This window comes from Actinopolyspora mortivallis (genome assembly GCF_003001495.1).
GTDB classification, from domain to species: Bacteria; Actinomycetota; Actinomycetes; order Mycobacteriales; family Pseudonocardiaceae; genus Actinopolyspora; species Actinopolyspora mortivallis_A.
The window spans coordinates 25,017-47,729 of record NZ_PVSR01000009.1; the positions used below are offsets into that span (position 1 = coordinate 25,017).

Sequence of the window (22,713 nt, forward strand, 5' to 3'; positions counted from 1 at the left end):
CTACACGAGATCGGACCTCACTCGCCAGTGCACACACGGGACCCCACGGACTGTCACACGGGGGAGTCACGAGGAGCGCCGCGAGGCCCCACCGAGCCGTGCGGCCCAGCAGGCCGGGCTGAGAGGACTCCTTAGACTGGGGACATGGCTCACTCGCCAAGCCGAACTCGCGGCTCCGGCGCCCCGGCACGACTTCCCACGGAACTGGCCGAGGCGGCCCGCGGGGGCAGGGCGCTGGAGAGTTTCCTGCGCGGCCTGCCGGGCGTCGACGCCGTCGGCCTCGAACAGCGCGCCGCCGCGTTGGGTGCACGCGGTGTCGGCAAGGACGCCAAGCTGCGGGCCATCGACACCGCCATCGGCATGGTCGACCTCACCACCCTCGAAGGGGCCGACACCCCCGGCAAGGTGCGGGCGCTGGCGGCCAAGGCGCGGCACCCCGATCCGGGCCACTCGGCCACGCCCCGCGTGGCCGCGCTGTGCGTGTACCCGGACCTGGTCGCCGAGGCCGTGTCCGCGCTGGGTGAGGTTCCGGTCGGGGTGGCCTCGGTGGCCACCGCCTTCCCCTCCGGACGCTCCTGCTCCCGGGCCAAGCTCGCCGAGGTGGAGCTGGCCGTGGACGCCGGGGCCGACGAGGTGGACATGGTGATCGACCGGGGCGCCTTCCTGTCCGGACGCTACGGGGAGGTCTTCGACGAGATCCGGGAGGTCCGGGCCGCCTGCGGCGGAGCCCACCTCAAGGTGATCCTGGAAACCGGCGAACTCGGCACCTACGACAACGTGCAGCGGGCGAGCTGGCTGGCGCTGCTGGCCGGGGCGGACTTCGTCAAGACCTCCACCGGCAAGGTCTCCCCCGCGGCGACGCTGCCGGTCACCCACGTGCTGCTGCGGGCGGTGCGCGAGTGGTACAACCGCACCGGCCAGTGGCGGGGGGTCAAACCGGCGGGCGGGATCCGCACCACCAAGGACGCGCTGCGCTATCTCGTCGCCGTCCGCGAGGTGGCCGGTCCGGAGTGGCTCACGCCCCGCCTGTTCCGGTTCGGGGCCTCCGGACTGCTCAACGACCTGCTGATGCAACGGAGAACACAACTCGACGGCCACTACGGTGGCCCCGACCACGTGGCGGTGGACCTGTGACGGACTCCGAGCCCGCCCCGTGGGAGTACGTCCCCGCCCCCGAATCGGCCGGACTCGCCGGACTGTCCTCCGAGTACCGGCTCTTCGTCGACGGGACGTTCTCCGCGGGAAGCGGTGAGAAGACGACCAGCGTGAACCCGGCCACCACCGAGGAACTGGCCACGGTCGCGGGAACGGCGGACTCCGATGTGGACCGGGCCGTCGAGGCGGCCTCCGGGGCGTTCCGCGACCGGTGGGGCGGCCTCGACGGCTCGGCACGGGCCAAGTACCTCTTCCGGCTGGCGCGGCTGTTGCAGGAGCGCGGCCGGGAGCTGGCCGTGCTGGAGAGCCTCGACACGGGCAAACCGGTGCGCCAGGCCCGGGAGTTCGACCTTCCGAACGCCGCCGCGTACTTCCTGCACCACGCGGGCTGGGCGGACAAACTGGACTACGCCGGTTTCGGCCCCGACCCGGCCCCCTTCGGAGTGGTCGGCCAGGTGCTGCCGTGGAACTTCCCGCTGCTGACCCTGGCCCAACAGGTCGCCCCCGCCCTGGCGTGCGGCAACACCGTGGTGGTCAAACCGGCCGAGACGACCCCGCTCAGCGCGCTGGTGTTCGCCGAGCTCTGCCAGCAGGCCGGCCTGCCGCCGGGAGTGGTCAACGTCCTCACCGGCGGGGCGCACACCGGGGAGAAGCTGCTCTCCCACCCGGGGGTGGCCAAACCGGCCTTCGTCGGCTCGACCGAGGTCGGGCGGCGGATCCGGCACCGGCTGGCCGGAACGGGCAGAACCCCGGTGCTGATGCTGGGCGGCAGCGGCACGAACATCGTCTTCGCCGACGCGCCCGTGGAACAGGCGGTCCAGGGAGTGGTCGACGGGGCCTTCTTCAACCAGGGGCACGTCCGGGGTGCCGGCTCCCGGGTGCTGGTCGAGGAGTCCGTGGCCGAGGAGTTCGTGGAGCGGGTGCGCGAGCGGACCGCCACCCTGCGGGTCGGGGATCCACTGGACCGCAACACGGACGTGGGCGCGGTCAACTCCGCCGCCGAGCTGGACCGGATCACCCGGCTCGTCGAGACGGGGGAGGCCGAGGGAGCGCGGCGGTGGAGCAGCCCGCACCCCCTGCCCGAGCGGGGCTACTTCCTCGCGCCCACCGTGTTCTCCGAGGTCCACCAGTCGATGCGGCTGGCCCGGGAGGAGGTCTTCGGCCCGGTGCTGTCCGTGCTGACCTTCCGCACCCCCGAGGAGGCCGTGACCAAGGCCAACAACACGCCCCACGGGTTGGCCGCCGGGGTGTGGAGCGAGAAGGGCTCCCGGACACTGTGGACGGCGAACCGGCTGCGGACGGGGGTGGTCTGGGGCAACACCTTCCACAGGTTCGATCCCACGGCCCCCTTCGGCGGAGAACGCGAGTCGGGGTCCGATCGTGTGGGCGGGCGAGCCGGTCTGGAGGCTTATCTCGATGTCTGACGCCGAACAGCCGTCGAACGGGCGGGGGAGAGTGACGGTGCCCAGAACCCGCAAGCTCTACATCGGAGGGTCCTTCCCCCGGTCCGAGTCGGGACGGGTCCGCCCCGTGCTGGACGCCCACGGGGAGTTCCTCGCCAACGCCGCGCTGGCCTCCCGCAAGGATCTGCGCGAGGCGGTGGTCGCGGCCAGGAAGGGCTTCGAGAGCTGGTCGGGGGCCACCGCGCACGGTCGCGGTCAGGTGCTCTTCCGCGTCGCCGAGATGCTGGAGGCCCGGCGCGGCCAGTTCGCCACCGAGGTGGCCGACGCCGAGGGGCTCTCCCTGCGCGCGGCGGCCGACTCCGTGGAGGCCGCCGTGGACCGGGTGTTCTGGTACGCGGGCTGGACGGACAAGATCGGCACCGTGTTCGGGGGTGTGAACCAGGTGTCCGGCCCCTACACGTGCCACTCGGTGCCCGAGCCCGTGGGCGTGGTGGGCGTGGTCGCTCCCCGGGAGTCGGCGTTGCTCGGCCTGGTCAGCGTGTTGGCCCCGGTGCTGGCCGCGGGCAACAGTGCCGTGGTGCTGGCGAGCCCGGACCGACCGCTGCCCGCGGTGACCCTGTGCGAGGTGCTGGCCACCTCGGACCTGCCCGCCGGGGTCGCCAACGTGCTCACCGGCGATCCCGCCGAGCTGGCCCCGTGGCTGGCCTCGCACGAGGACGTGGACGCCCTGGATCCGACCGGGGCGGAGGAGTCCCTGCGGGCCCGGCTGGAGGACGCCGCCGCCGAGACCGTCAAACGTGTCCTGGACGTGCCCGTGCGGGAGCCCGACTGGAACGAGCCGCCCACTCCGAAGCGGCTGCGGACCCTCACCGACCTGAAGACGGTGTGGCACCCTCTGGGGCAGTGACGGCGCCGGTGGTCCGGGCCGCTCTCCCGGGGAACCGGTGACCGGACCGTCACCCCCGTGTTCACGGAAGACCGGGGCCGCCCGGCCTGGGATCCACGATCCGGTTGCCCCGGATGCCCCGGACCAACAAAACCACCATGGCGAGCAGGAACACCGCGGCGAGGGTGAGCGCGGACCAGCGCGGCATCGTGAGCAGCACCGGCTCCGCCCCGACCAGCCGTTCGACCGCGTTCGCCGCGAACGGTGCGAGCACCAGCATCGCCAGCGACCCCAGCCAGAGCCACAGTCGTCGGGCCGTGCCGTGGGTTTCGGTCGCCGCGCGCATCACCAGCAGCAGCACCACCGCGAGCAGTGCGAGCAGGGCGACGACGCCGACGATCCCCCCGGTGGTCAGCACGACCTCGCTCGCCGCTGCTGCCGACACCAGCAGCTCCGCCCCGCACAGCGCCAGCGCCGCGACCAGCAGCACCCCCGGGCGCAGCACGGCACGTCGGGGATAGCCCACGCTCGCTCCGAGCTCCTCGGCCACGCGCGCGGCGTACTCGCCGGGAGTGCCGAACGCCTCCACCGGGTCCTGGCCGGTTTCCGCCACATAGCTGTCCACTTCGGCCAGCACGTCGCCGATCCGGTCTCCGGGCACCTCGCGCATCCGCAGCGCGAACACCAGCTCGTCGCGGTACTTCGTCGACGACTCCGCGGTCATGCACTCATCCCTCGTTCCAGTACGGCGGTGGCGTTCCTGGCGAACTCGGTCCACAGCGGCCCCTGTTCGGCCAGCACCGCACGTCCACGTTCGGTAAGCAGGAAGAACTTCCTTCCCGGTCCGCCGGAACCGGCACGCCACTCGCTGCGCACCAGCCCTTCCGAGTCCAGGCGGTTCAGCAGCGGGTACAGCGTCCCCGGTTTCATCCCGGGAAGTCCCGCCTCGTCGAGACGCCGAACCAGCGTGTAGCCGTAGTCCTCCCCGCTCTCGGCCAGCAGCGCGAGCACGGCGAGATCCAGGACGCCGCGCAGCCACTGCGTCTGCCGCTCCACCGACTTCCTCTCCGACACGACTAGAAGCTAACACCGACTAGTATGTCTCGCCAAGTAGTAAGCGAGACACCCCGAGCACGCACTCCTCGCCGCCTCCGGCCGCAGCGACACCGACCTTGACTTTGCGCCACAAAGTAAGCGAGACTTTGCATCACAAAGTTCGCATCCACCCGGAGTCCGCGCGGAAAGGTCGCCGACGGCTGACGGAACACCCGCCTCCGCTCGGCGGAACCGTCCCGGTCGGACTCCCGAGACGGAGACATCCGGGAGGCAGACGATGACCGAGGAACGCACCTCCGAGGGCCCGAGCCCGTCACCGGCGGAGATGCTGGCCATCACCGAGCAGCAGCACCAGCGCACCGAACGGGCTCTCGACGTCAGCCCGGGACTGCTGTTCGGCACCTGGGGCCTGGCCTGGGGACTGGGATTCGGGGAGTTGTACCTGACCGCCGGACCGGACCCCGTACTGGACGTTCCGTTCCGGTACGCGCTGTCCGCCTTCCTCCTTCTGATCGTCGGCGCGGGTGTGGTCACCGCCTGGCACCTCGCGGGCAGCCTGCGCGGGCTGCGCGGCCCCGCCCAGCGCTCCGGGGCGATGTACGGGTGGAGCTGGACGCTCGGCTTCGTCGCGCTCGGCATGATGATCGGCGCCGTCGGCCGGCTCGGGATCTCCGACGAGGTCTACGCCATGCTCTGGACCAGCGGATCCGGCCTGCTGGTGGGGACGCTCTACCTGAGCTGCGGCGCGCTGACCAGGGACTGGTTACAGTACGGCGTCGGAGCGTGGATCCTGCTGGTCAACGCGATCGGCGCCTTCACCGGTATCCCGCACCACTACCTGGTGATGTCCCTGGCGGGCGGAGGCGGCTTCCTGTTGGCCGGCGTGGTGTTCGCACTGCGGGGACGCACACGGAGCGCGCCGTTTCCGGGGAAGGGCGGCGTGGCGCTGAAGGGAGGCCGGTGATGGAGCCTGGCGAGGTCCGACTGGACCCGGTCATCCACGCCCAGGCCAGACTGCGGGTCATGACCACCCTCGCCGCCCTGCCGAACGAGGACCGGATCGCCTTCGGTCGGTTGCGGGAACTGCTGGACATGACGCCGGGGAACCTGATCACCCACCTGCGCAGGCTGGAGGAGGCGGGATACACCGACAGCGTCCGGACGGGAAGCGGGCGCGGCACCACCTACGTGGCGCTCACCGAGGAGGGCCGCGCCGCCTTCGACACCTACACACGGCAACTGCGGGCACTGCTGGATCCCGTCACGGACGGAGAGGGCCCGTGACGGGACGCACACTCCGGGCGGAACGAGGACTCAGCGGATCTGCCAGTCCAGCCTGCCCTCGGCGGTGACGGTGGCGCGGCTGTAACCGGCCGAGGTCCCCTCGGTCAACGCCCGGTGGACGTCGGTCAGCAGCGTGGCCAGGTCCGGCCACATCGGAGGCCCCACCCGACGCGTCTCCTGCTCCCAGGCGAGCACGCAGCCCCGCAGGGGGCCGGGTCTCAGGTCGATCACCAGCTCGTCGGAGAACCCGTCCCCCGCGATCGGGATCCAGGCCGGGTGGAAGCTGCTGCCCGCCGAGCCTGCGTAGTAGTCACAGGCGGGGCGTTGCCACCTGTCACCCCAGAGTTCCCGGAAGCCGGACCACACCCGCCAGGCCCCCGCCGCGCCGTAGGGCGTGTAGCACGGTGGGAACACCTCCACCAGCGTGTCCTCGTCCGCCCCGCCGCAGCAGGACCACCACTGTCTCAGCTGCGACGGAAGTCCCACGGCGAAATCCTCCTCGAGGGTGTCCAGGTCGGGAGGGGGCACCGCCCGTCTCAGCCCGGCCGCCGTGGCGGGTGCGTGTTCGGCGAGCCACACCGTGATCTCGGTCCACAGCAGGGTGACGTCCATCCGGATCATGATCGTCCCGACCGGCCCCGCTGGGTACCGCCAACCGTGACCGATCGCCTCCGATCCTCGCGGGCGACGCCCCTGTCCTCCGCACCGACCGCCGCCCCGAGGCTCTCCTCCCGGCGGGAGAACGTGCTTCGGCGGCACCGTCGGAAGCGGCGATCCGACCGAAGGTAGCGTAGTGCGGACCGCTCTGACGCGGAGCGACACCGTACCGACGATCATTTCCCGTCCCGTAGGCTTCGGCAGCGTCTGCTTCGGCGACCGGAGGTAGCAAGATGGCGCAGGACATCGTCCCGATCGAGCTCGGGCTGCCGCAGGGCGATCTGGTCACCCTCTGGGCTCCCCGTTGGCGCGAGGAAGGTGAGGAATGGGAAGCCTTTCTCGGTCACGAAGAGAATCTGTACGCGTTTCCCGACCCCGCCCACCTGGCCGCGTTCGTCAGGTCCGGTGCGGCCAACGACCTCGACGACCACCCCGCCTGGCACGTGGTCCCCGCCCTGTCCGCGGTGGATCTCAGCCCGGACGAGGACCACCAGTACGACCTGGTGGGTGTTCCCGAGCTCGTCGCCGAGCCTCCGGACACCTGGACGCTCAACGAGCTGTCCGAGATCGTGGAGATGGCACGGTCCCTGGCCGAGGTGTGCGAGCTGGACACCGTGACCGAGGTCCTGGAGGCCGCCGAGGGGTTCGACCTGCTCGGTGAGGGCACGATCGCCTTCAACGGCAGGGAGGGACAGCGGCGTTGGACCAGGCTGTGTCAGGTGGTGGCCGAGCGCTGGGACGAGGTGCTCGACGCCATCGACGGGGTCGTGGCCGTGCCCGAGGTCGATCCCACCGCTGTGGCCACCGCCGAGAGCGAACTCGGTGAGGCCCTGGAAAGCGACGACTCCCCCACGGGGTTGACCGACACCGCCGAGGTGGAACGGATCGACGACGAGGAGGAGGACGAGCAGGAAGCGGGGTTCTGGCGCGAGATCGGGATCGACCCGATCCGGATCATCACCGGAGGCGCGGAGTACTACTCGCTGCGCTGCTACCTCGACGACGAGCCGGTGTTCCTCGGCTCGGACGGCAGTGTGGACGTGTGCACCTCACCCCGGGCCCTGGCTCGTTTCCTCGCCGAGGACAAGGCCGACAACACCGACCTCGCCCGGGTGGTCACCTGGCAGCGGGTCCGGAACAGGGCCACTTCCGGCGAGCTCGACATCGAGGTGGAACCGGACAACACCTATCTGCTCGACGGGCTGGACAACGACCTGGCCGAAGGTCCCACCGAGGTGGACCCGACCCAGCTCGACCTCGCCGAGGAGCTGCTCGTCGACGCCGCCACCTGGGCGGGGGACGAGAGTGTGGAGGCCGCGTTGCACCCCTCGGAACGTCTCGGCTGGATGATCTCCTTCGTGCTGCGTCCCGACCCGAACAGGCTTCCCCCCACGCCCCCGTTCGACGACGAGGTCGCCAAGTGGCGTGAACTGGTGGAGAACTTCGAGGCGAGGTTGCGGGTGCACTGACGTCTCGCCGTCCGCGTACGGCACCGGTCCACCGGTGTCGCACGCGGGACGGGCACGTCCGGCCGTGCCGGGAGAGGCGGACGTGTCCTCGTGGTCGCTCCCTCCTCGTGCGGGCCGTCCGGCGCGGTGCTACCCCACCCTCGCCGTTGCCGGAAGGTAGTACCGTGGTCACGTGTGGCTCGTGTCCGAAAACACCCGTCTCCGAGCGCGTCCCCGCCGGGTCCGTGTTCCTTCCGGGTCCACGAGGGACTCGGAGCGTTTCCCGGAGCGCGGCGTGCCTCCGGGCCCACAGGGGTTCGCGGAGTCCTCGTCGACCGGCGAAAGGACGCGGGCCGTTCCCCCGAAAGCAGGAATAACGACCACCGCGTTCGTGAAAAGTTCCGGGGGGTGTCTGACGCAGAGAAGATCTACTCGCTACGCTCCACTAGTCCTCTCCCTCCCCCTCGACGAAGGACGACCTTTGCCGTGAATGAGAACAGCCAAGACACGGTGTCGTTCGACCGTATGCGGAACATGCTGACGCGGGCAGCGGAGATCCGCGAAAGCGAACAACAGCAGATCTTCGACGCTCTCGACGAGATCAACGCCCGGATGTCGCCGCTGGAGTCCCTCGGCTCCGTACGCAAACGGCTGTCCGAGCTGCCCGATCGCACCGAAGTCAGCGTGCTCGCCGAACGACTCGACGAAGCACTATCCAAACTGGAGTCCCAGGAGAACGCGATCGCCGGCCTGAACACCCAGGTCGAAGGACTCGCCGACAAACTCTCCAAGCCGTTCGCCCAGCTGGACGGCCGTCTCGACGGTATGGCGGGCCGTTTCGACGGGGTCACGGGCCGCATGGACGGGCTCGAGGACAAACTCGCGCACGTCCACAAGCGACTGGAGGAGCTGGGGCAGCAACTGGACAAACAGGACGCCCGGCTCGACGAGGTCCCCGGTTCCGTGCAGGAGCCGATCCGGGAGCGCCTCGAACAGATGGAGACCGGACTGCGCAGCCGGTTCACCGAGATCGACGAGGGCGTCCACGAGCACCTCGACGGCACCAGGGAATCGTTGCAGCGGTCGGTCACCGAGGCCGCCCAGGAGATCCGCAACGGTGTCGGGGAGACCGTCTCCGAGAGCTCGGAGAAGATCAACGGGAAGCTGGACGCCCTCGCGGAACGTCCGGCGGTGGACCCCACCGAACGGCTCCAGCAGCTCGCCGAACGCCTCGAATCGCTGGCCAGCAGGCTGGACGAGGTCTCCGGGCGGATCGACTCCGTGGAGGAGAACGTCAACAACAGGCTCGACTCGGTCGAGAGCGGAGTCACCGAACGGATCGGGGACGTCGGCAGCACGCTGGGCAACGACCTGTCCCAGTTGCAGGGCAGCCTCGCCGAGCGTCCCGACGCGGAGACGCTGGACTCGCTGGTCCGCAACGCCAACGAGGAGAGCGAACGCAAGCACGCGGGCCAGCTCGACGAGGCCATGGCCACGTTCGCCGAGCTGATCCTCGGCGGCGGAGCTCCCGCGAACAGTTCCTCGGTGTCCCCCCCGACCGCCCTGCCCCGGCAACAGCAGCGGCGTGGTCGCTCCAAGAGCGCCAAGCGGGAGCCGGACAAGCAGAACGGCGAGGGCCCCGACGACGACTACACGGCCGACACGGCGTAACAGGCGCGGCAGGCTTCGTCACCCCGCACGCGGGGATTCACGGGACGGAGCCGTCACCGGCTCCTCCCCGGAGGCGAAGCCGGTGTCGAGCGGCACGGAGCGAGCGGACACCTCCCGCCGTCGGGACGACGGCGGGACCCGCCCTCACCGCTCGGAGACTCCGGAACGGTGCTCCAGCACCACCGGACGGGTCTCCCCGGGAGAGTCGGTGATCCCGTAGGCCCCCTCCAGCAGCCGCACCGCGTCCTCGACCGCCTCCGGCTCGTCGGTGTGCAGCTCCAGCACCGGATCACCCTCGGCGACCCGGTCCCCCCGCTTGGCCAGGCACCGCACACCCGCTCCGGGCCGCACCGCGTCCTCCCGGCGGAGCCGCCCCGCCCCCAGCCGTCGGGCGGCCACTCCGACGGAGTGGGCGTCCGGTCCGGTCACGAACCCCGCACGCGGGGCGTGGAGGGTGTGCACGTGGGCAGCCGCCTCCAGCGCGGCGTCCGGGTCCCCGCCCTGGACGCGCACCAGGTCACGCCAGGTTCGGTACGCCGCGCCGCTGACCAGCTTCTCGGCGGGGTCGGTGTCGTCCAGCCCGCACAGCGCGAGCATCTCGCGGGCCAGCGCCAGCGTGAGTTCGGTCACGTCGGCGGGTCCCTCGCCGCGCAGCACCCGCACGGCCTCGGCCACCTCCAGGGAGTTTCCCACGTTCTCCCCCAACGGGACGTCCATGTCGGTCAGCAGCGCGCTGGTACGCACCCCGGTGGCCGCGCCGAGGGAGATCAACGTCTCGGCCAGTTCCCCCGCCCGCCGCCGGTCCTTCATGAACGCTCCCGACCCGCACTTGACGTCGAGGACCAGCGCGGCCGTTCCCTCGGCGATCTTCTTGCTCATGATCGAGCCGGCTATCAGCGGAACGGACTCCACCGTCGCGGTGACGTCCCGCAACGCGTACAGCTTGCGGTCGGCGGGGGCGATCCGGTCGTCGGCGGCACGGATCACGGCCCCCACCTCCTGCAGGGCGTGCCACATCCGCTCGTCCGACATCCGGCAGCGCCACCCCGGGATCGACTCCAGCTTGTCCAACGTCCCGCCGGTGTGCCCGAGACCGCGCCCGGACAGCTGGGGCACGGCCGCACCGCAGGCGGCCACCAGGGGGGTCAGCGCCAGCGTGACCTTGTCGCCCACCCCTCCCGTGGAGTGCTTGTCCACCGTGGGACGGCCCAGGCCGCCCAGGTCCACGGTGCGACCGGAGTCGACCATCGCCCTGGTCCAGTCCGCCGTCTCCCGCGCGTCCATCCCCCGCAGCAGCACGGCCATGGCCAGCGCCGACATCTGCTCCTCGGCCACCTCGCCCCGCGTGTAGGCGTCCACGACCCAGCGGATGTCCTCCCGCGAGAGTCGGTGGCCGTCCCGTTTGCTCCGGATGACCTCCACGGCGGTGTGCCACATTCGTCCTCCCTCGGTCTCACGGGGTTCGGTCGTCGCCCGGGATTGTTCCCCTCGGCGACCCGGGGCGTCAGGAGGACGTACCGAAGGCGTGGGGCAGCAACCGGCGCACCGGCAGGACCTCCTCGGGGGTGTCCACCAGACACTCCGGCCCGCCCATCTCGTGGAGCAGCTGTCGACACCGCCCGCAGGGCATCACCAGCTCACCCCGTCCGTCCCGGCACGAGACGGCCACCAGACCGCCTCCTCCGCTCATGCGGAGCTCGCCCACCAGCGTGCACTCGGCGCACAGGGTCACCCCGTAGGAGGCGTTCTCGACGTTGCACCCGACGACCACCCGGCCGTCGGTGCAGCGCGCCGCGGCCCCCACGGCGAGACCGGAGTAGGGGCAGTAGGCGTGTTCGGCCGCGAAGGTCGCCGCCGCACGCAGCGCGGGCCAGTCGACGGAACCGTCGTCGTCCATGTCCGGCCTCCCGCTCCTTCGAGGGATCCGGTGGAATCCGCCGACCTCGTCCACCGGACCGAACTCCCCCTCAAGATAGCCGCTCGGGGCGGACGGTGCCGCTCACGAACGGGGTTCTCACCCCACGTCCGACCACGGCGCGGGAAGGGCCCCGCACACCGGAAAACGAATCGTTTTCCTTGACGGGGTGGGCGTGACACGGCTGCCCACCCCCGGCACACCCGTGAAGGAACACCGGAATACGATGCCGGTGACACATTTCTCGGCCGGACTGCTTGACACCGGGGAAACGATTTCCCCCGCGCCCCGTGACGGCGTGACTACATCGATCAACCACCCCCGTGGGGCTGTCTGCTCGATCACAGCGGGCACATGCGAGTAGGACAGCCGAACAACGCGGGTCTAGCATCCCATGAGTCAAGGGTCCGTTCGGGTAATCGGCACTGGCGCGGGCACCGCGCCGTCACGGGGTCGATCCGCGCGAGCGCCGGGACGGATCCGGAGTCCACCAGCGACGTTGGAGGCCTTCCGTCATGGCCAGTACAACCGCCACCGCGGCGGAGGGAACCCCGCGTGAGGCCGTCAGGCCCCGCGCCAAGGGCACTCTCTACCGCGGCGACCTGGGCATGTGGTCGTGGGTCGCCCACCGCATCACGGGCGTGCTCACCTTCTTCTTCCTGTTCGTACACGTCCTGGACACCGCGCTGGTGCGGGTCTCGCCGAACGCGTACGACACGGTGATCAACACCTACAAGCACCCACTGATGATCGTGTTCGAGCTCGGCCTGCTCGCGGCGGTGCTCTTCCACGCGTTCAACGGAATTCGGGTGATGCTCGTCGACTTCTGGTCCGAGGGCCCGAGGTTCCAGCGGCCGATGCTGTGGACCGTTCTGGTGCTTTGGCTGGTGCTGATCATCCCGGCCGCCATCAGCATGATCACTCGTGCCGTCACGGAACTGTTCGGGGGCTAGTACCATCATGACCACGACCGAAGCACCACTTTCCGTCGACAAACCGCGTTCCTCGACGCGGCCCGCCGCCCGCCGCAGCAACTTCGAGCTCTACAGCTGGATCTTCATGCGGCTGTCCGGTGTCGTGCTGCTGTTCCTCGTCCTCGGACACATGCTGATCATGCTGTTCCTGGACGGTGGCGTCCACCGCATCAACTTCGCCTTCGTGGCGGGACGCTGGGCGTCCCCCTTCTGGCAGGTCTGGGACCTGGTGATGCTCTGGCTCGCGGGACTGCACGGCGGCAACGGACTGCGTACGGTCATCAACGACTACTCGCGTTCCGACCGTACCCGCTTCTGGCTGAAGATGCTGCTGTACTGCTCGATCGTGCTGACCGTGGTGTTGGGGACCTACGTGCTGTTCACCTTCGACCCGAACATCAGCTGACCAGCCCGGCAGGCGACGAGCCAAGGAGACCCCATGCAATTCCACAAGTACGACGTGGTCGTCGTCGGTGCGGGTGGCGCGGGTATGCGCGCCGCGATCGAGGCCGGTCAGCGCTCCCGCACCGCCGTGCTGACCAAGCTCTACCCGACCCGCTCCCACACCGGGGCCGCCCAGGGAGGGATGTGTGCCGCCCTCGCCAACGTCGAGGAGGACAACTGGGAGTGGCACACCTTCGACACCATCAAGGGCGGTGACTACCTGGTCGACCAGGACGCCGCCGAGGTCATGGCCAAGGAGGCCATCGACGCGGTGCTCGACCTGGAGAAGATGGGGCTGCCGTTCAACCGCACCCCGGAGGGGCGCATCGACCAGCGCCGTTTCGGCGGGCACACCAGGGACCACGGCAAGGCCCCGGTGCGGCGCTCCTGCTACGCGGCCGACCGCACCGGCCACATGATCCTGCAGACGCTGTACCAGAACTGCATCAAGCACGGGGTCGAGTTCTTCAACGAGTTCTACGTGCTCGACATCACCATGACCCCCGGCCCCGACGGTACCCAGCACTGCACCGGAGCGGTCGCCTACGAACTCGCCACCGGGGAGATCCACGTCTTCCAGGCCAAGTCGGTGATCTTCGCCACCGGCGGTTTCGGCAAGGTCTTCAAGACCACCTCCAACGCGCACACCCTCACCGGCGACGGGATGGGCATCATCTACCGCAAGGGGCTGCCGCTGGAGGACATGGAGTTCTACCAGTTCCATCCGACCGGGCTGGCCGGACTGGGCATCCTGATCTCCGAGGCGGTGCGCGGTGAGGGCGGCATCCTGCGCAACGCCGACGGCGAGCGGTTCATGGAGCGCTACGCCCCCACTATCAAGGACCTGGCTCCCCGGGACATCGTGGCCCGCTCCATGGCCATGGAGGTGCTGGAGGGACGCGGCGCGGGTCCCAACAAGGACCACGTGCTGCTGGACGTCACCCACCTCGGCGAGGACGTGCTGGAGAGCAAGCTCCCCGACATCACGGAGTTCTCCCGCACCTACCTCGGTGTGGAGCCGCTGCACGAGCCGGTCCCGGTCTATCCGACGGCGCACTACGCCATGGGCGGGGTTCCCACCAACGTGGACGCCGAGGTGCTGGCCGACAACGAGAACACCGTGCCCGGCCTGTACGCGGCCGGCGAGGTGGCCTGCGTGTCGGTGCACGGCTCCAACCGGCTGGGCACCAACTCCCTGCTGGACATCAACGTCTTCGGCAGGCGCGCCGGCATCGCCGCGGCCGAGTACGCCAACCAGCACGACTTCCTGGAGCTGCCCGAGCAGCCGGCCAAGCTGGTCGAGGGCATGGTCAACCACCTGCGCACCGCCGAGGGCGGCGAGCGGGTGGCCAACATCCGCACCGCCCTACAGGAGACGATGGACGCCAACGCCTCGGTCTACCGCACCGAGGAGACCCTCAAGCAGGCGTTGTCGGACGTGCAGCTGCTCAAGGAGCGGTACGGCCGGATAGCCGTCCACGACAAGGGCAAACGCTACAACCACGACCTCCTGGAGGCCGTCGAGCTGGGCTTTCTGCTCGACCTCGCCGAGGCACTGGTCAACTCCGCGTTGGCCCGCAAGGAATCCCGGGGCGGGCACGCCCGCGAGGACTACACCACGCGGGACGACACCAACTTCATGCGGCACAGCATGCAGTACAAGCAGCTGCCCGAGGAGGAGGATCCGAACGCGCCGCTCGGTCTGACCGGATTCCGCTCGGACATCCGTCTGGAGTACAAGCCCGTCACCGTGACCCGGTACCAGCCGATGGAGCGTAAGTACTGATGACCGCCCCCACCACGAACAGCAGCACCCCCGCCGACCTGCCCTCGGATGCCCCTCCCGTTCCGGAGGGCGCCACGATGGTCACGGTCAAGATCGAACGGTACAACCCGGAGGTCGACGACGACCTGCACTGGGAGTCCTACCGGATCCCGGCGTTGCCCAGCGACCGTGTGCTCAACCTGCTGCACTACATCAAGTGGTACATCGACGGGACGCTGACCTTCCGGCGTTCCTGCGCGCACGGTGTCTGCGGCTCCGACGCCATGCGGATCAACGGCGTCAACCGCCTGGCCTGCAAGGTCCTCATGAAGGACATGTTCGCCAAGAAGGGCGAGACCACCATCACGGTGGAGCCGATCAAGGGGCTTCCCGTGGAGAAGGACCTGCTGGTCAACATGGAGCCGTTCTTCGAGGCCTACCGGGCGATCAAGCCCTACCTGGTGGCCACGGGCAACGAACCCACCCGGGAACGGATCCAGTCGGTCGCCGAGCGGGAACGTTTCGACGACACCACCAAGTGCATCCTCTGCGCGGCGTGCACCACCTCGTGCCCGGTGTACTGGTCCGAGGGCTCCTACTTCGGCCCGGCGGCGATCGTCAACGCGCACCGGTTCATCTTCGACAGCAGGGACGAGGCCGCCGAGGAGCGGCTGGACATCCTCAACGACGTCGACGGGGTGTGGCGCTGCCGGACCACGTTCAACTGCACCGACGCCTGCCCGCGCGGCATCCAGGTCACCAAGGCCATCCAGGAGGTCAAGCGGGCCCTGATGTTCCGCAGGCGCTGAAGGCGGGCACACGATGTCCGCGCGAAGCGGTCGTCCCCGCGCGGAGACGGGCACGACCGCTTCGCGCGGGCCGGTGCCCGGCCTCGACACCAGGCGGTGCCCCGGAGGTCAGTCCCCCCGGCCCGCCGCCCGGTAGCCCCGCCAACCGAGCACGCCGATCGCGGTGCCCAGCACCAACGAGACCGCCCCGATCGCCAGGTGCACCCACAGGAAACCCGTGGGGGAACCTCCCGACCAGGAGTTCTCGCTGCGGAGGATGTTCGTGAGGAAGGTCGGCCACAGCAGCCACGACCAGACACCGAAGAGGAGCAGCGCCAGCCCCGTACCACGTGTGATGCGCACGCCCCCAGTATCGTGCGTGGTCACGCACACACCCGGACGGGGTCGTTCGGCGGATCCCACCGCGGCGGTGGATGATCTAGGCTGAGGCGAGTGCGTACAGCTTCCGGACGTGTCCTCCCGGTTCTCGCGAGCCTGGTGGCGGTGTTCGCCACGCTGGCCCTGCCCTGTCCCGCCCTCGCCCTCCGGCACCAACAGGCCTCCTGCCCGAACGCCACCCTTCCCCCACCTCCGGTGGACAGCTCCGAAGTCCCTCCTCCGGGGGAGTCCTCCCCGCCGCCGCTGCCGGTGCCGGAACAGGCGCTCGGCGGCCCGCGCATGGGGGAGTGCGGTGTGGTCACCCCCGCACGGCAGCCGGGTCCTCCGGAAACGGTCACCTCGGGCAGCTGGGTCGTGGCCGACCTGGACGAGGGGACGGTGCTGGCGGCGAAGAACCCGCACGGGCGACACCGCCCCGCCTCGGTGATCAAGATTCTCACGGCACTGGTGGCGGTCCGCGAGCTGGACGTGTCCGACACCGTCACCGCCACCCGCGCGGACGCGGAGACGGAGGGCAGCTCGGTGGGGCTGGAACCCGGGGTCACCTACACGGTTCGCCAACTGCTGTCCGGGCTGCTGCTCCAGTCCGGCAACGACGCCGCGCACGCCCTGTCCCGGGAGCTGGGCGGCACCAGCCGCACCCTGCGGCTGATGAACGAGCTCGCCGAACGGCTCCGGGCCACCGACACCCGGGCGGCCACCCCCTCCGGGCTGGACGGGCCCGGGATGAGCACCTCCGCCTACGATCTCGCGCTGATCCTGCGGGCGGCCATGAACAACCCCGAGTTCGCCCGGATCGCCGGGCAGCACCGGGCCGAGCTGCCCTCCCCGCCCGGGCAGCCGCCGCTGCGGATCGCCAGTGACAGCCGCGTGGTCCGGAACTACCCGGGGGCGCTGTTCGGGAAGACCGGTTTCACCGACGACGCCAGACACACCAGGGTGGTGGCCGCACACCGGGACGGGCACAGACTGGCCGCGGTGCTGCTGCGCGGGGAACGCCGCCCGGTGACCATGTCCGACCAGGCCGCCGCGCTGCTCGACTACGGCTTCCGGCTGGCCGAGGGGTCCTCCTCGGTGGGTGAGCTCGTCGACCGCGCCCCCGGGGAAACCGGCGGGACGGCACCGCCGCCGGAGCGGCACGACGCCGGGCAGACCGCCGGTTCCACGGAGACGACCCGGGGGTCGGTGCTGCCGAGGATCATCGTCGCGACAGCACTGGGAGCCGTGGCGGTGCTGGTCGTCGTGCTGCTGTACCGCCGCAGGCCACGCTAGTCCGCTCCGCGGGACCTCGCCTCAGCGGCGCCGCCGGGTCAACCATCCGAGCAGCACGCCCACCCCGAAGACCCCCAGCATCGTCCGGGAGCCCCCACCCCGGGAGACCACCGGAGTGATCACCGCGCGCGCCGGGGGTTCCGGCGGGATCATCCGCAGGTTCTCCCCGGCCGAGGCCGTCCAGGCCGTGACGAACAGCAGGAACCGCGAGGTCAGGTAGGCGAACACCAGCAGCCCGAGCACCGGCCCGAAAGCGGCCGCGGCGGGGGAACCGCTCAGGCTGTTCAGGTACACCACGCCCACCTGTTTGAGCACCTCGAAGCCGACGGCGGCGAACAACGCCCCCCACAGCGCGGTACGCAGCACCACGGGTTGCCGGGGCAGCCTGGCCAGCACCCACAGGAAGACCAGCCAGCTGGCCGCCAGGGACAGCACCAGGGCCAGTGCCCACAGCACCAGCGAGGCCAGTGTGGTGTGCTGGATCCCGGCCAGGCGGAGCAACATCCGACCGACGCCGCCCCCGACCGCGCTGAGGCCGAAGGAGACGAGCATCGCCAGTCCCAGCCCGAGCAGCGCCAGCAGGTCGGCGAACATGCGTCGCGGCAGGGAGAGGGCCGTGGGGCCCTGCCCCCACTGGGCGGTGAGGGCCTCACGCAGGTTGCCCATCCAGCCGAGCCCGGAGTACAGCGCGGCCACCAGGCCGATCACGCCGACCGCACCGGCCTGCTCGACGGCCTCGGCCACGATCCCGTTGACCAGCTCGCTCAGCTGAGCGCTGGGCACCGACTCGGAGATGGCCCCGCGCAGCCGCTCCAGCAGCGCCGGATTGCTGGCCAGCACCAGCCCCGCCGCCGCGAAGGCGATCATCAGCAGCGGGACCAGCGCCAGCACGCTGAAGTAGGTGATGGCCGCCGCGTAGTAGTCCCCGTAGTTGCGCTGGTACCGCTGGGCGGCCCGCACGAGCCGGTCGAACCACGGGTAGCGCCTGCGGTACAGCTCGATCCGTCCCGGGGCGGGCTGCCGGTGCGCGGTGCGCGCTGGCTGACTGCGGTCGGCCACTGCTCACCTCCGCGCCGTACGGACGTCGGTGCGGAGATTACCCCAAAAGGATCAGTTCAGCCCACCGGAGGGAGGAAACCCACCCGGTCGTAGGCCGTGCGCACGGTCTCGGCGGCCACCGCGCGGGCCCGTTCGGCACCGCGGCGCAGCACCTTGTCCAGTTCGGCCGGATCGTCCAGGTACTGCCGGACCCTGCTCTGGAAGGGCGTGAGGAAGTCGGAGAGCACCGCACCGAGGTCCTTCTTGAGGTCCCCGTAGCCGCTGCCCTCGTAGGCGGCCTCCAGCTCGCTCACGGACCTGCCGGTCATCCCCGAGTAGATCACCAGCAGGTTGCTCACCCCGGGCTTGTTCTCGGGGTCGTAGCGGATGTCGCGCTCGTTGTCGGTCACCGCGGAACGGATCTTCTTCGCCGCGCGCTTGGGGTCGTCCATGAACTCCACGACCCCCGAGGGAAGCGACTTGCTCATCTTCGCCGTCGGGTCCTGCAGGTCGAAGATCCGGGCCGTGTCGGTGGGAATGTGGGCCTCGGGGACCACGAAGGTCCGCCCGAAGCGGGAGTTGAACCGCTGGGCCAGGTTGCGGCTCAGCTCCAGGTGCTGGCGCTGGTCCTCACCCACGGGAACCAGGTCGGTCCCGTAGAGCAGGATGTCGGCGGCCATCAACGCGGGGTAGGTGAACAGTCCGACGCTGACGTGCTCGTCCTCCTGCCGGGCCGCCTTGTCCTTGAACTGGGTCATCCGGGCGGCCTCGCCGTATCCGGTCAGGCACTCCAGGACCCAGCTCAACCGGGTGTGCTCGGGAACGTGACTCTGCACGAACAGGGTGCTGCGTTCCGGGTCGATCCCCAACGCCAACAGCTGGGCCGCGGCGTTGCGGGTGTTCTCGCGCAGCTCCTCCGGTTCCTTGGGGATGGTGATCGAGTGCAGGTCGACCACGCAGTAGAAGGCGTCGTGGGTGTCCTGCAGGGCTATCCAGTTGCGCAGGGCTCCGAGATAGTTCCCCAGCTGGAAGGAACCGGACGTGGGCTGAATACCGGAGAAGACGCGCGGGCGCTTCGACGGCGCGCCGCTCTCCTCGGTCACGGAACTCTCGCTGTGCACACCGTCGATTCTGGCAGAACGCCGCGAGCGGTTTTCGCCCGAGGGGCTCGTGGGCCGGGAGGGCGGGCGCCGGGGAGCGTGAGGACCTTTCAGCTCCTGCGCTGGTTCTCCGGCTGCACGGGGACCCGCTTGCGCCGCAGCGCACCCACGATCATGCCGAGGACACCGAACACCACCGCGATGATCCCGACCTGGGGGCTGAGGGTCTCCATCGGCCCCGTGGCCCGTAACACCGTCTCGGAGGTGGCGGCACGGGCCACACCTCCGGTCAACAGGGTCAGCACCAGCGTCGACAGCGACACCGCCGCGGCGGCCCAGTGTTCACGCACGAGCCGTGTCCTCCTTCGTCGGTTCTCTCGAGTCGCGATCGCGGCGGTGCCCCGGGCACCCCGCACGTGTCACCCGAGCCCGCGCACCCCGAAACACCGCGTCACCGGAAAGCTGTGCGGTGTTCCACGATCGTGTGGTGACCGCGAAGATCGTAAACGGTCCCGTCCCGCCGGACGCGCCGGGGAGGACACGGGATCTCCCGCTCCACGGACACCGGTCGACGACCGGGGGACGTCCGAGCGGGCGACGAGGTTGCCCGATATCGCGATGTTTCTTCCGCCGAATCCCGCGGTGCGGGGATCGTACGGTCCCCGTCCCCGGTTCGTCGGCGGCGACGGGGGCACCTCCCCCGGATCACGACGCCCCGGGGGAGCACACCCCGCTCAGCCCAACGATCCGAGCTGGACCACCGGGGCCGGGCCGTAGGAGGTGTCGCGCTGGCGCGCGTGCCGTCCGGCACGTCGTGAGACCTCGTGCAGCTGTTCGATCGTGCGCTGCGAACCGTGCTCGGAACCGGCCATCCGGCTGATGGTCTCCTCCATGAGCGTGCCCCCGAGATCGTTGGCGCCGCCGCGCAGCACCTCGACCGTGCCCTCGTCGCCCAGCTTCACCCACGAGCACTGCACGTTGTCCACGCGACCGTGCAGCGCCAGCCGCGCCATCGCGTGCACCGCCCGGTTGTCCCGCCGCGTGGGTCCGGGCCGGGCCAGGCCGGCGAGATAGATCGGCGCGTTGCGGTGCACGAAGGGCAGCGCGACGAACTCGGTGAAACCGGCGGCACCGTTCTCGCGGGCGGTGTCCTGCACCCGGGCCAGGGTGCGCAGATGCCCCAGCCAGTGTTCCGGGGTGTCCACGTGGCCGTACATCATCGTCGACGAGGAGCGGACGCCCAGGCGGTGCGCGGTGGTGACCACGTCGATCCACTCGGCGGCGGGCAGCTTGCCCTTGGTCAGCACCCAGCGCACGTCGTCGTCCAGGATCTCGGCGGCCGTGCCCGGGATCGTGTCCAGCCCCGCGTCCCGCAGCTCGGTCAACCACTCCTCCACGCTCACGCCCGCCTTGGCCGCGGCGCTGACGATCTCCATCGGACTGAAGGCGTGCACGTGCATGTCGGGCACCCGGTCCTTGACCGCCCGCACCAGGTTCGCGTAGGCCTCCACCGGAAGCTTCGGGTCGATGCCACCCTGCATGCACACCTCGGTGGCCCCGTGACGGCGAGCCTCCTCGGCCCGGTCGGCCACCTCCTCCGGGGAGAGGCGGAAGGCGTCCGCGTCCCGCTCCCGCTGCGCGAAGGCGCAGAACCGGCAGCCCACGTAGCACACGTTCGAGAAGTTGATGTTGCGGTTGACCACGTAGGTGACGTCCGCGCCCACCACGTCGGCACGCAGCCGGTCGGCCAGCAGGGCCAGCTCGTCCAGCGCGGCACCGTCGCAGGTCAGCAACGCCATCGCCGCCGAGGAGTTGGCCTCCTCCAGCAGCGCAGCCGGGTTCCGCTCGGCCAGCCGGAGCCCTTCGGCCACCTCGGAGTCGAGTCGTTCCGGCACCCGCCCGGCAGGGAGCCTGTCGCGCAGTTCCTCCCAGTCGCCGTAGACGCTGTCGAAGTCGCCCCGCCGGTCGGTGCCGCGTCCCTCGGTGTCGATGCTGATGTTGAGATCGGTGCGCCCCAGCGACTCCAGCCCACCGTCCGGCTCCTGCCACGGCATACCGACCGGACTCACCCCGGTACGGGCCATCCCGTCGGGATCGGCCAGCTCGGCCACGTGCCCGGCCACCCTCGGATCCAGCCAGGGGATGCCGTCCCCGGCCAGCCCGGCCCGCACGTACCTCGGGTAGGCGGTCAGCCGCTCCCGCAGCTCGAACCCGCCCTCCTCCGTGCGTCGGGCGAGCTCGTCCAGGTGCGGCCAGGGGCGTTCCGGGTTCACGTGGTCCGGGGTCACCGGGGACACACCGCCCCAGTCGTCGATGCCGGCCCGCAGCATCAGCCCGTGTTCCTGCCCCACCAGGTTCGGCGGCGCCTGCACGCTCACCCCCGAGGGCAGCAACAGCCGGGCCACCGCGATGGTGGCGGCCAGGTCCTGGAGGTCGGCGTCCGGCATCCCGCGCATGGCCGTGTCCGGTTTGGCCCGGAAGTTCTGCACGATGACTTCCTGCAGGTGCCCGTACTGCCGCGCGGTGGCCCGCAGCTCCATCAGCGAGTCGGCGCGTTCGGCCAGGGTCTCCCCGATGCCGAGGAGGATTCCACTGGTGAACGGGACGGCCACGCGGCCGGCGTCGGCCAGCACCCGCAGCCGCACGGCGGGTTCCTTGTCCGGACTGGCGTAGTGGGGGTTGCCCGGCCGCGACCACAGCCGCTCCGCCGTGGTCTCCAGCATCATCCCCATGCTCGGGGCGACGGGTTTGAGCCTGGTGAGCTCGGACCAGCCGAGCACACCCGGGTTCAGGTGCGGCAGCAGGCCGGTCTCCTCCAGCACGGCCACGGCGCAGGCGCGGAGGTAGTCGACGGTCGAGGAGTACCCGCGCTCCTGGAGCCACTCGGCCGCGGCCGACCAGCGCTCCTCGGGACGGTCGCCGAGGGTGAACAGGGCTTCCTTGCAGCCGGACTCCGCTCCCCGTCGGGCGATCTCCAGCACCTCCTCCTGTTCGAGGAACGGCGCTTCCACCCGGTGGGGGACGGTGGCGAAGGTGCAGTAGTGGCAGCGGTCCCGGCACAGGCGGGTGAGCGGGACGAAGACCTTGCGGCTGTAGCTGACCGCACCGGGTCTGCCCTCGGCGCGCAGGTGCGCGTCGCGCACCCGGCCCGCCGCCTCCAACAGCGTGTCCAGATCGGACCCGCGCGCGTGCAGCAGCACCGTCGCCTCGGTGACGTCCAGCGTCACTCCGTCGGCTGCTCTGCGCAACGCACGGCGCATGGCCGAAGCGCTCGGCGGGGTTTCGGGCGGTGGAACCTCTGGATCGACCGACACGCCAAGACCCTAACGCCGTCACGGCCCCGAGAACACTGCTCGCCTCACACGACGACCACGCGTTGCTGTCAGCCTCACAGCAGAATTACTCCATTACGACCTATCGGAGAGGTCCTTTCGGGCGCAGACTTCCACATTCAGTAA

At 70.3% G+C, this 22,713-nt stretch carries 22 protein-coding genes; 12 read left to right on the forward strand and 10 right to left on the reverse strand.

Going from position 1 to position 22,713, the window contains the following annotated elements; translation table 11 throughout:
- Window positions 1-144 precede the first annotated feature (144 nt).
- The 3 genes from deoC to CEP50_RS08345 are packed head-to-tail and all read left to right on the forward strand — an operon-like array spanning window position 145 to window position 3,465.
- The gene (gene deoC / locus CEP50_RS08335; protein WP_106113362.1) at window positions 145-1,134 is read left to right on the forward strand and encodes a deoxyribose-phosphate aldolase; all 990 of its coding nucleotides are present in this window, start codon (window positions 145-147) and stop codon (window positions 1,132-1,134) included.
- Window positions 1,131-2,579, forward strand: a complete 1,449-nt coding sequence (locus tag CEP50_RS08340) for an aldehyde dehydrogenase family protein (RefSeq protein ID WP_106113363.1) — start codon at window positions 1,131-1,133, stop codon at window positions 2,577-2,579. Before deoC ends, CEP50_RS08340 begins: the two co-directional genes overlap by 4 nt.
- Window positions 2,572-3,465, forward strand: coding sequence for an aldehyde dehydrogenase family protein (locus CEP50_RS08345; protein WP_181188277.1), 894 nt, complete (start codon window positions 2,572-2,574; stop codon window positions 3,463-3,465). Before CEP50_RS08340 ends, CEP50_RS08345 begins: the two co-directional genes overlap by 8 nt.
- A gap of 61 nt (window positions 3,466-3,526) precedes the next feature.
- On the opposite strand, the gene CEP50_RS08350 is transcribed toward CEP50_RS08345, so the two are convergent.
- Complete coding sequence (locus CEP50_RS08350; RefSeq protein ID WP_106113365.1) at window positions 3,527-4,168, reverse strand: hypothetical protein; 642 nt, start codon at window positions 4,166-4,168, stop codon at window positions 3,527-3,529.
- On the reverse strand, window positions 4,165-4,518 hold the full coding sequence (locus CEP50_RS08355; protein ID WP_106113366.1) for a PadR family transcriptional regulator: 354 nt from the start codon (window positions 4,516-4,518) through the stop codon (window positions 4,165-4,167). The genes CEP50_RS08350 and CEP50_RS08355 overlap by 4 nt, the downstream gene beginning before the upstream one ends.
- 259 nt (window positions 4,519-4,777) lie before the next feature.
- Between CEP50_RS08355 and CEP50_RS08360 the strand changes: the two genes are divergently transcribed.
- Together CEP50_RS08360 and CEP50_RS08365 are read left to right on the forward strand one after the other, a co-directional pair.
- The gene (locus CEP50_RS08360) at window positions 4,778-5,464 is read left to right on the forward strand and encodes a hypothetical protein (protein ID WP_106113367.1); all 687 of its coding nucleotides are present in this window, start codon (window positions 4,778-4,780) and stop codon (window positions 5,462-5,464) included.
- The gene (locus tag CEP50_RS08365; RefSeq protein WP_106113368.1) at window positions 5,464-5,784 is read left to right on the forward strand and encodes a transcriptional regulator; all 321 of its coding nucleotides are present in this window, start codon (window positions 5,464-5,466) and stop codon (window positions 5,782-5,784) included. The genes CEP50_RS08360 and CEP50_RS08365 overlap by 1 nt, the downstream gene beginning before the upstream one ends.
- 30 nt (window positions 5,785-5,814) lie before the next feature.
- Here the strand turns inward: CEP50_RS08365 and CEP50_RS08370 are convergent, their stop codons facing one another.
- Window positions 5,815-6,396: an SMI1/KNR4 family protein gene (locus CEP50_RS08370; protein ID WP_258175046.1), complete on the reverse strand. Its 582-nt coding sequence runs from the start codon at window positions 6,394-6,396 to the stop codon at window positions 5,815-5,817.
- Between the two features lie 278 nt (window positions 6,397-6,674).
- On the opposite strand from CEP50_RS08370, the gene CEP50_RS08375 reads away from it, so the two are divergent.
- Together CEP50_RS08375 and CEP50_RS08380 are read left to right on the forward strand one after the other, a co-directional pair.
- The gene (locus tag CEP50_RS08375) at window positions 6,675-7,910 is read left to right on the forward strand and encodes a primosomal protein (RefSeq protein ID WP_106113370.1); all 1,236 of its coding nucleotides are present in this window, start codon (window positions 6,675-6,677) and stop codon (window positions 7,908-7,910) included.
- Window positions 7,911-8,375: 465 nt separating this feature from the next.
- A complete protein-coding gene (locus CEP50_RS08380; RefSeq protein ID WP_258175048.1) occupies window positions 8,376-9,560 on the forward strand; it encodes a hypothetical protein in 1,185 nt (394 codons plus the stop codon).
- Between the two features lie 144 nt (window positions 9,561-9,704).
- On the opposite strand, the gene CEP50_RS08385 is transcribed toward CEP50_RS08380, so the two are convergent.
- Both CEP50_RS08385 and CEP50_RS08390 read right to left on the reverse strand, forming a co-directional pair.
- On the reverse strand, window positions 9,705-10,997 hold the full coding sequence (locus CEP50_RS08385) for a thymidine phosphorylase (RefSeq protein ID WP_106113371.1): 1,293 nt from the start codon (window positions 10,995-10,997) through the stop codon (window positions 9,705-9,707).
- A gap of 67 nt (window positions 10,998-11,064) precedes the next feature.
- Window positions 11,065-11,457, reverse strand: a complete 393-nt coding sequence (locus CEP50_RS08390) for a cytidine deaminase (protein ID WP_106113372.1) — start codon at window positions 11,455-11,457, stop codon at window positions 11,065-11,067.
- A 533-nt stretch (window positions 11,458-11,990) separates the two neighbouring features.
- On the opposite strand from CEP50_RS08390, the gene sdhC reads away from it, so the two are divergent.
- From sdhC to CEP50_RS08410, 4 genes are read left to right on the forward strand one after another with little or no spacing between them, the layout of a single operon-like run.
- Complete coding sequence (sdhC, locus tag CEP50_RS08395) at window positions 11,991-12,428, forward strand: succinate dehydrogenase, cytochrome b556 subunit (RefSeq protein ID WP_019852995.1); 438 nt, start codon at window positions 11,991-11,993, stop codon at window positions 12,426-12,428.
- 7 nt (window positions 12,429-12,435) lie between these two features.
- Window positions 12,436-12,855, forward strand: coding sequence for a succinate dehydrogenase hydrophobic membrane anchor subunit (locus tag CEP50_RS08400; protein WP_106113373.1), 420 nt, complete (start codon window positions 12,436-12,438; stop codon window positions 12,853-12,855).
- A gap of 33 nt (window positions 12,856-12,888) precedes the next feature.
- On the forward strand, window positions 12,889-14,679 hold the full coding sequence (gene sdhA, locus CEP50_RS08405; protein ID WP_106113374.1) for a succinate dehydrogenase flavoprotein subunit: 1,791 nt from the start codon (window positions 12,889-12,891) through the stop codon (window positions 14,677-14,679).
- Window positions 14,679-15,467 (forward strand): succinate dehydrogenase iron-sulfur subunit, encoded by a 789-nt coding sequence (locus CEP50_RS08410; protein WP_106113375.1) that lies wholly within the window; start codon window positions 14,679-14,681, stop codon window positions 15,465-15,467. Before sdhA ends, CEP50_RS08410 begins: the two co-directional genes overlap by 1 nt.
- Before the next feature lie 108 nt (window positions 15,468-15,575).
- Here CEP50_RS08410 and CEP50_RS08415 read toward each other — a convergent pair whose 3' ends face one another.
- Window positions 15,576-15,809 (reverse strand): SCO4848 family membrane protein, encoded by a 234-nt coding sequence (locus CEP50_RS08415; protein WP_106113376.1) that lies wholly within the window; start codon window positions 15,807-15,809, stop codon window positions 15,576-15,578.
- Window positions 15,810-15,899: 90 nt separating this feature from the next.
- Here CEP50_RS08415 and CEP50_RS08420 point away from each other — a divergent pair, with 90 nt between their 5' ends.
- Window positions 15,900-17,117, forward strand: a complete 1,218-nt coding sequence (locus tag CEP50_RS08420) for a D-alanyl-D-alanine carboxypeptidase family protein (RefSeq protein WP_258175050.1) — start codon at window positions 15,900-15,902, stop codon at window positions 17,115-17,117.
- 21 nt (window positions 17,118-17,138) lie between these two features.
- Here CEP50_RS08420 and CEP50_RS08425 read toward each other — a convergent pair whose 3' ends face one another.
- From CEP50_RS08425 to CEP50_RS08440, 4 genes are all read right to left on the reverse strand, one after another.
- Entirely contained in the window at window positions 17,139-18,176 is a 1,038-nt protein-coding gene (locus tag CEP50_RS08425) for a YhjD/YihY/BrkB family envelope integrity protein (protein WP_106113378.1), read from the reverse strand.
- Between the two features lie 56 nt (window positions 18,177-18,232).
- Entirely contained in the window at window positions 18,233-19,276 is a 1,044-nt protein-coding gene (trpS, locus tag CEP50_RS08430; RefSeq protein ID WP_106113379.1) for a tryptophan--tRNA ligase, read from the reverse strand.
- 89 nt (window positions 19,277-19,365) lie between these two features.
- A complete protein-coding gene (locus CEP50_RS08435; RefSeq protein ID WP_106113380.1) occupies window positions 19,366-19,605 on the reverse strand; it encodes a hypothetical protein in 240 nt (79 codons plus the stop codon).
- Window positions 19,606-19,989: 384 nt separating this feature from the next.
- A complete protein-coding gene (locus tag CEP50_RS08440; RefSeq protein ID WP_106113381.1) occupies window positions 19,990-22,569 on the reverse strand; it encodes a bifunctional FO biosynthesis protein CofGH in 2,580 nt (859 codons plus the stop codon).
- Window positions 22,570-22,713: the final 144 nt, after the last annotated feature.

Excerpts from the sequence above, each read along its gene's own strand:
- deoC (WP_106113362.1), top strand. The coding sequence starts at position 145 with ATGGCTCACTCGCCAAGCCGAACTCGCGGCTCCGGCGCCCCGGCACGA.
- CEP50_RS08345 (WP_181188277.1), top strand. The coding sequence starts at position 2,572 with ATGTCTGACGCCGAACAGCCGTCGAACGGGCGGGGGAGAGTGACGGTG.
- CEP50_RS08350 (WP_106113365.1), bottom strand. The coding sequence starts at position 4,168 with ATGACCGCGGAGTCGTCGACGAAGTACCGCGACGAGCTGGTGTTCGCG.
- CEP50_RS08360 (WP_106113367.1), top strand. The coding sequence starts at position 4,778 with ATGACCGAGGAACGCACCTCCGAGGGCCCGAGCCCGTCACCGGCGGAG.
- CEP50_RS08365 (WP_106113368.1), top strand. The coding sequence starts at position 5,464 with ATGGAGCCTGGCGAGGTCCGACTGGACCCGGTCATCCACGCCCAGGCC.
- CEP50_RS08370 (WP_258175046.1), bottom strand. The coding sequence starts at position 6,396 with ATGGACGTCACCCTGCTGTGGACCGAGATCACGGTGTGGCTCGCCGAA.
- CEP50_RS08375 (WP_106113370.1), top strand. The coding sequence starts at position 6,675 with ATGGCGCAGGACATCGTCCCGATCGAGCTCGGGCTGCCGCAGGGCGAT.
- CEP50_RS08385 (WP_106113371.1), bottom strand. The coding sequence starts at position 10,997 with ATGTGGCACACCGCCGTGGAGGTCATCCGGAGCAAACGGGACGGCCAC.
- CEP50_RS08390 (WP_106113372.1), bottom strand. The coding sequence starts at position 11,457 with ATGGACGACGACGGTTCCGTCGACTGGCCCGCGCTGCGTGCGGCGGCG.
- sdhC (WP_019852995.1), top strand. The coding sequence starts at position 11,991 with ATGGCCAGTACAACCGCCACCGCGGCGGAGGGAACCCCGCGTGAGGCC.
- CEP50_RS08400 (WP_106113373.1), top strand. The coding sequence starts at position 12,436 with ATGACCACGACCGAAGCACCACTTTCCGTCGACAAACCGCGTTCCTCG.
- sdhA (WP_106113374.1), top strand. The coding sequence starts at position 12,889 with ATGCAATTCCACAAGTACGACGTGGTCGTCGTCGGTGCGGGTGGCGCG.
- CEP50_RS08410 (WP_106113375.1), top strand. The coding sequence starts at position 14,679 with ATGACCGCCCCCACCACGAACAGCAGCACCCCCGCCGACCTGCCCTCG.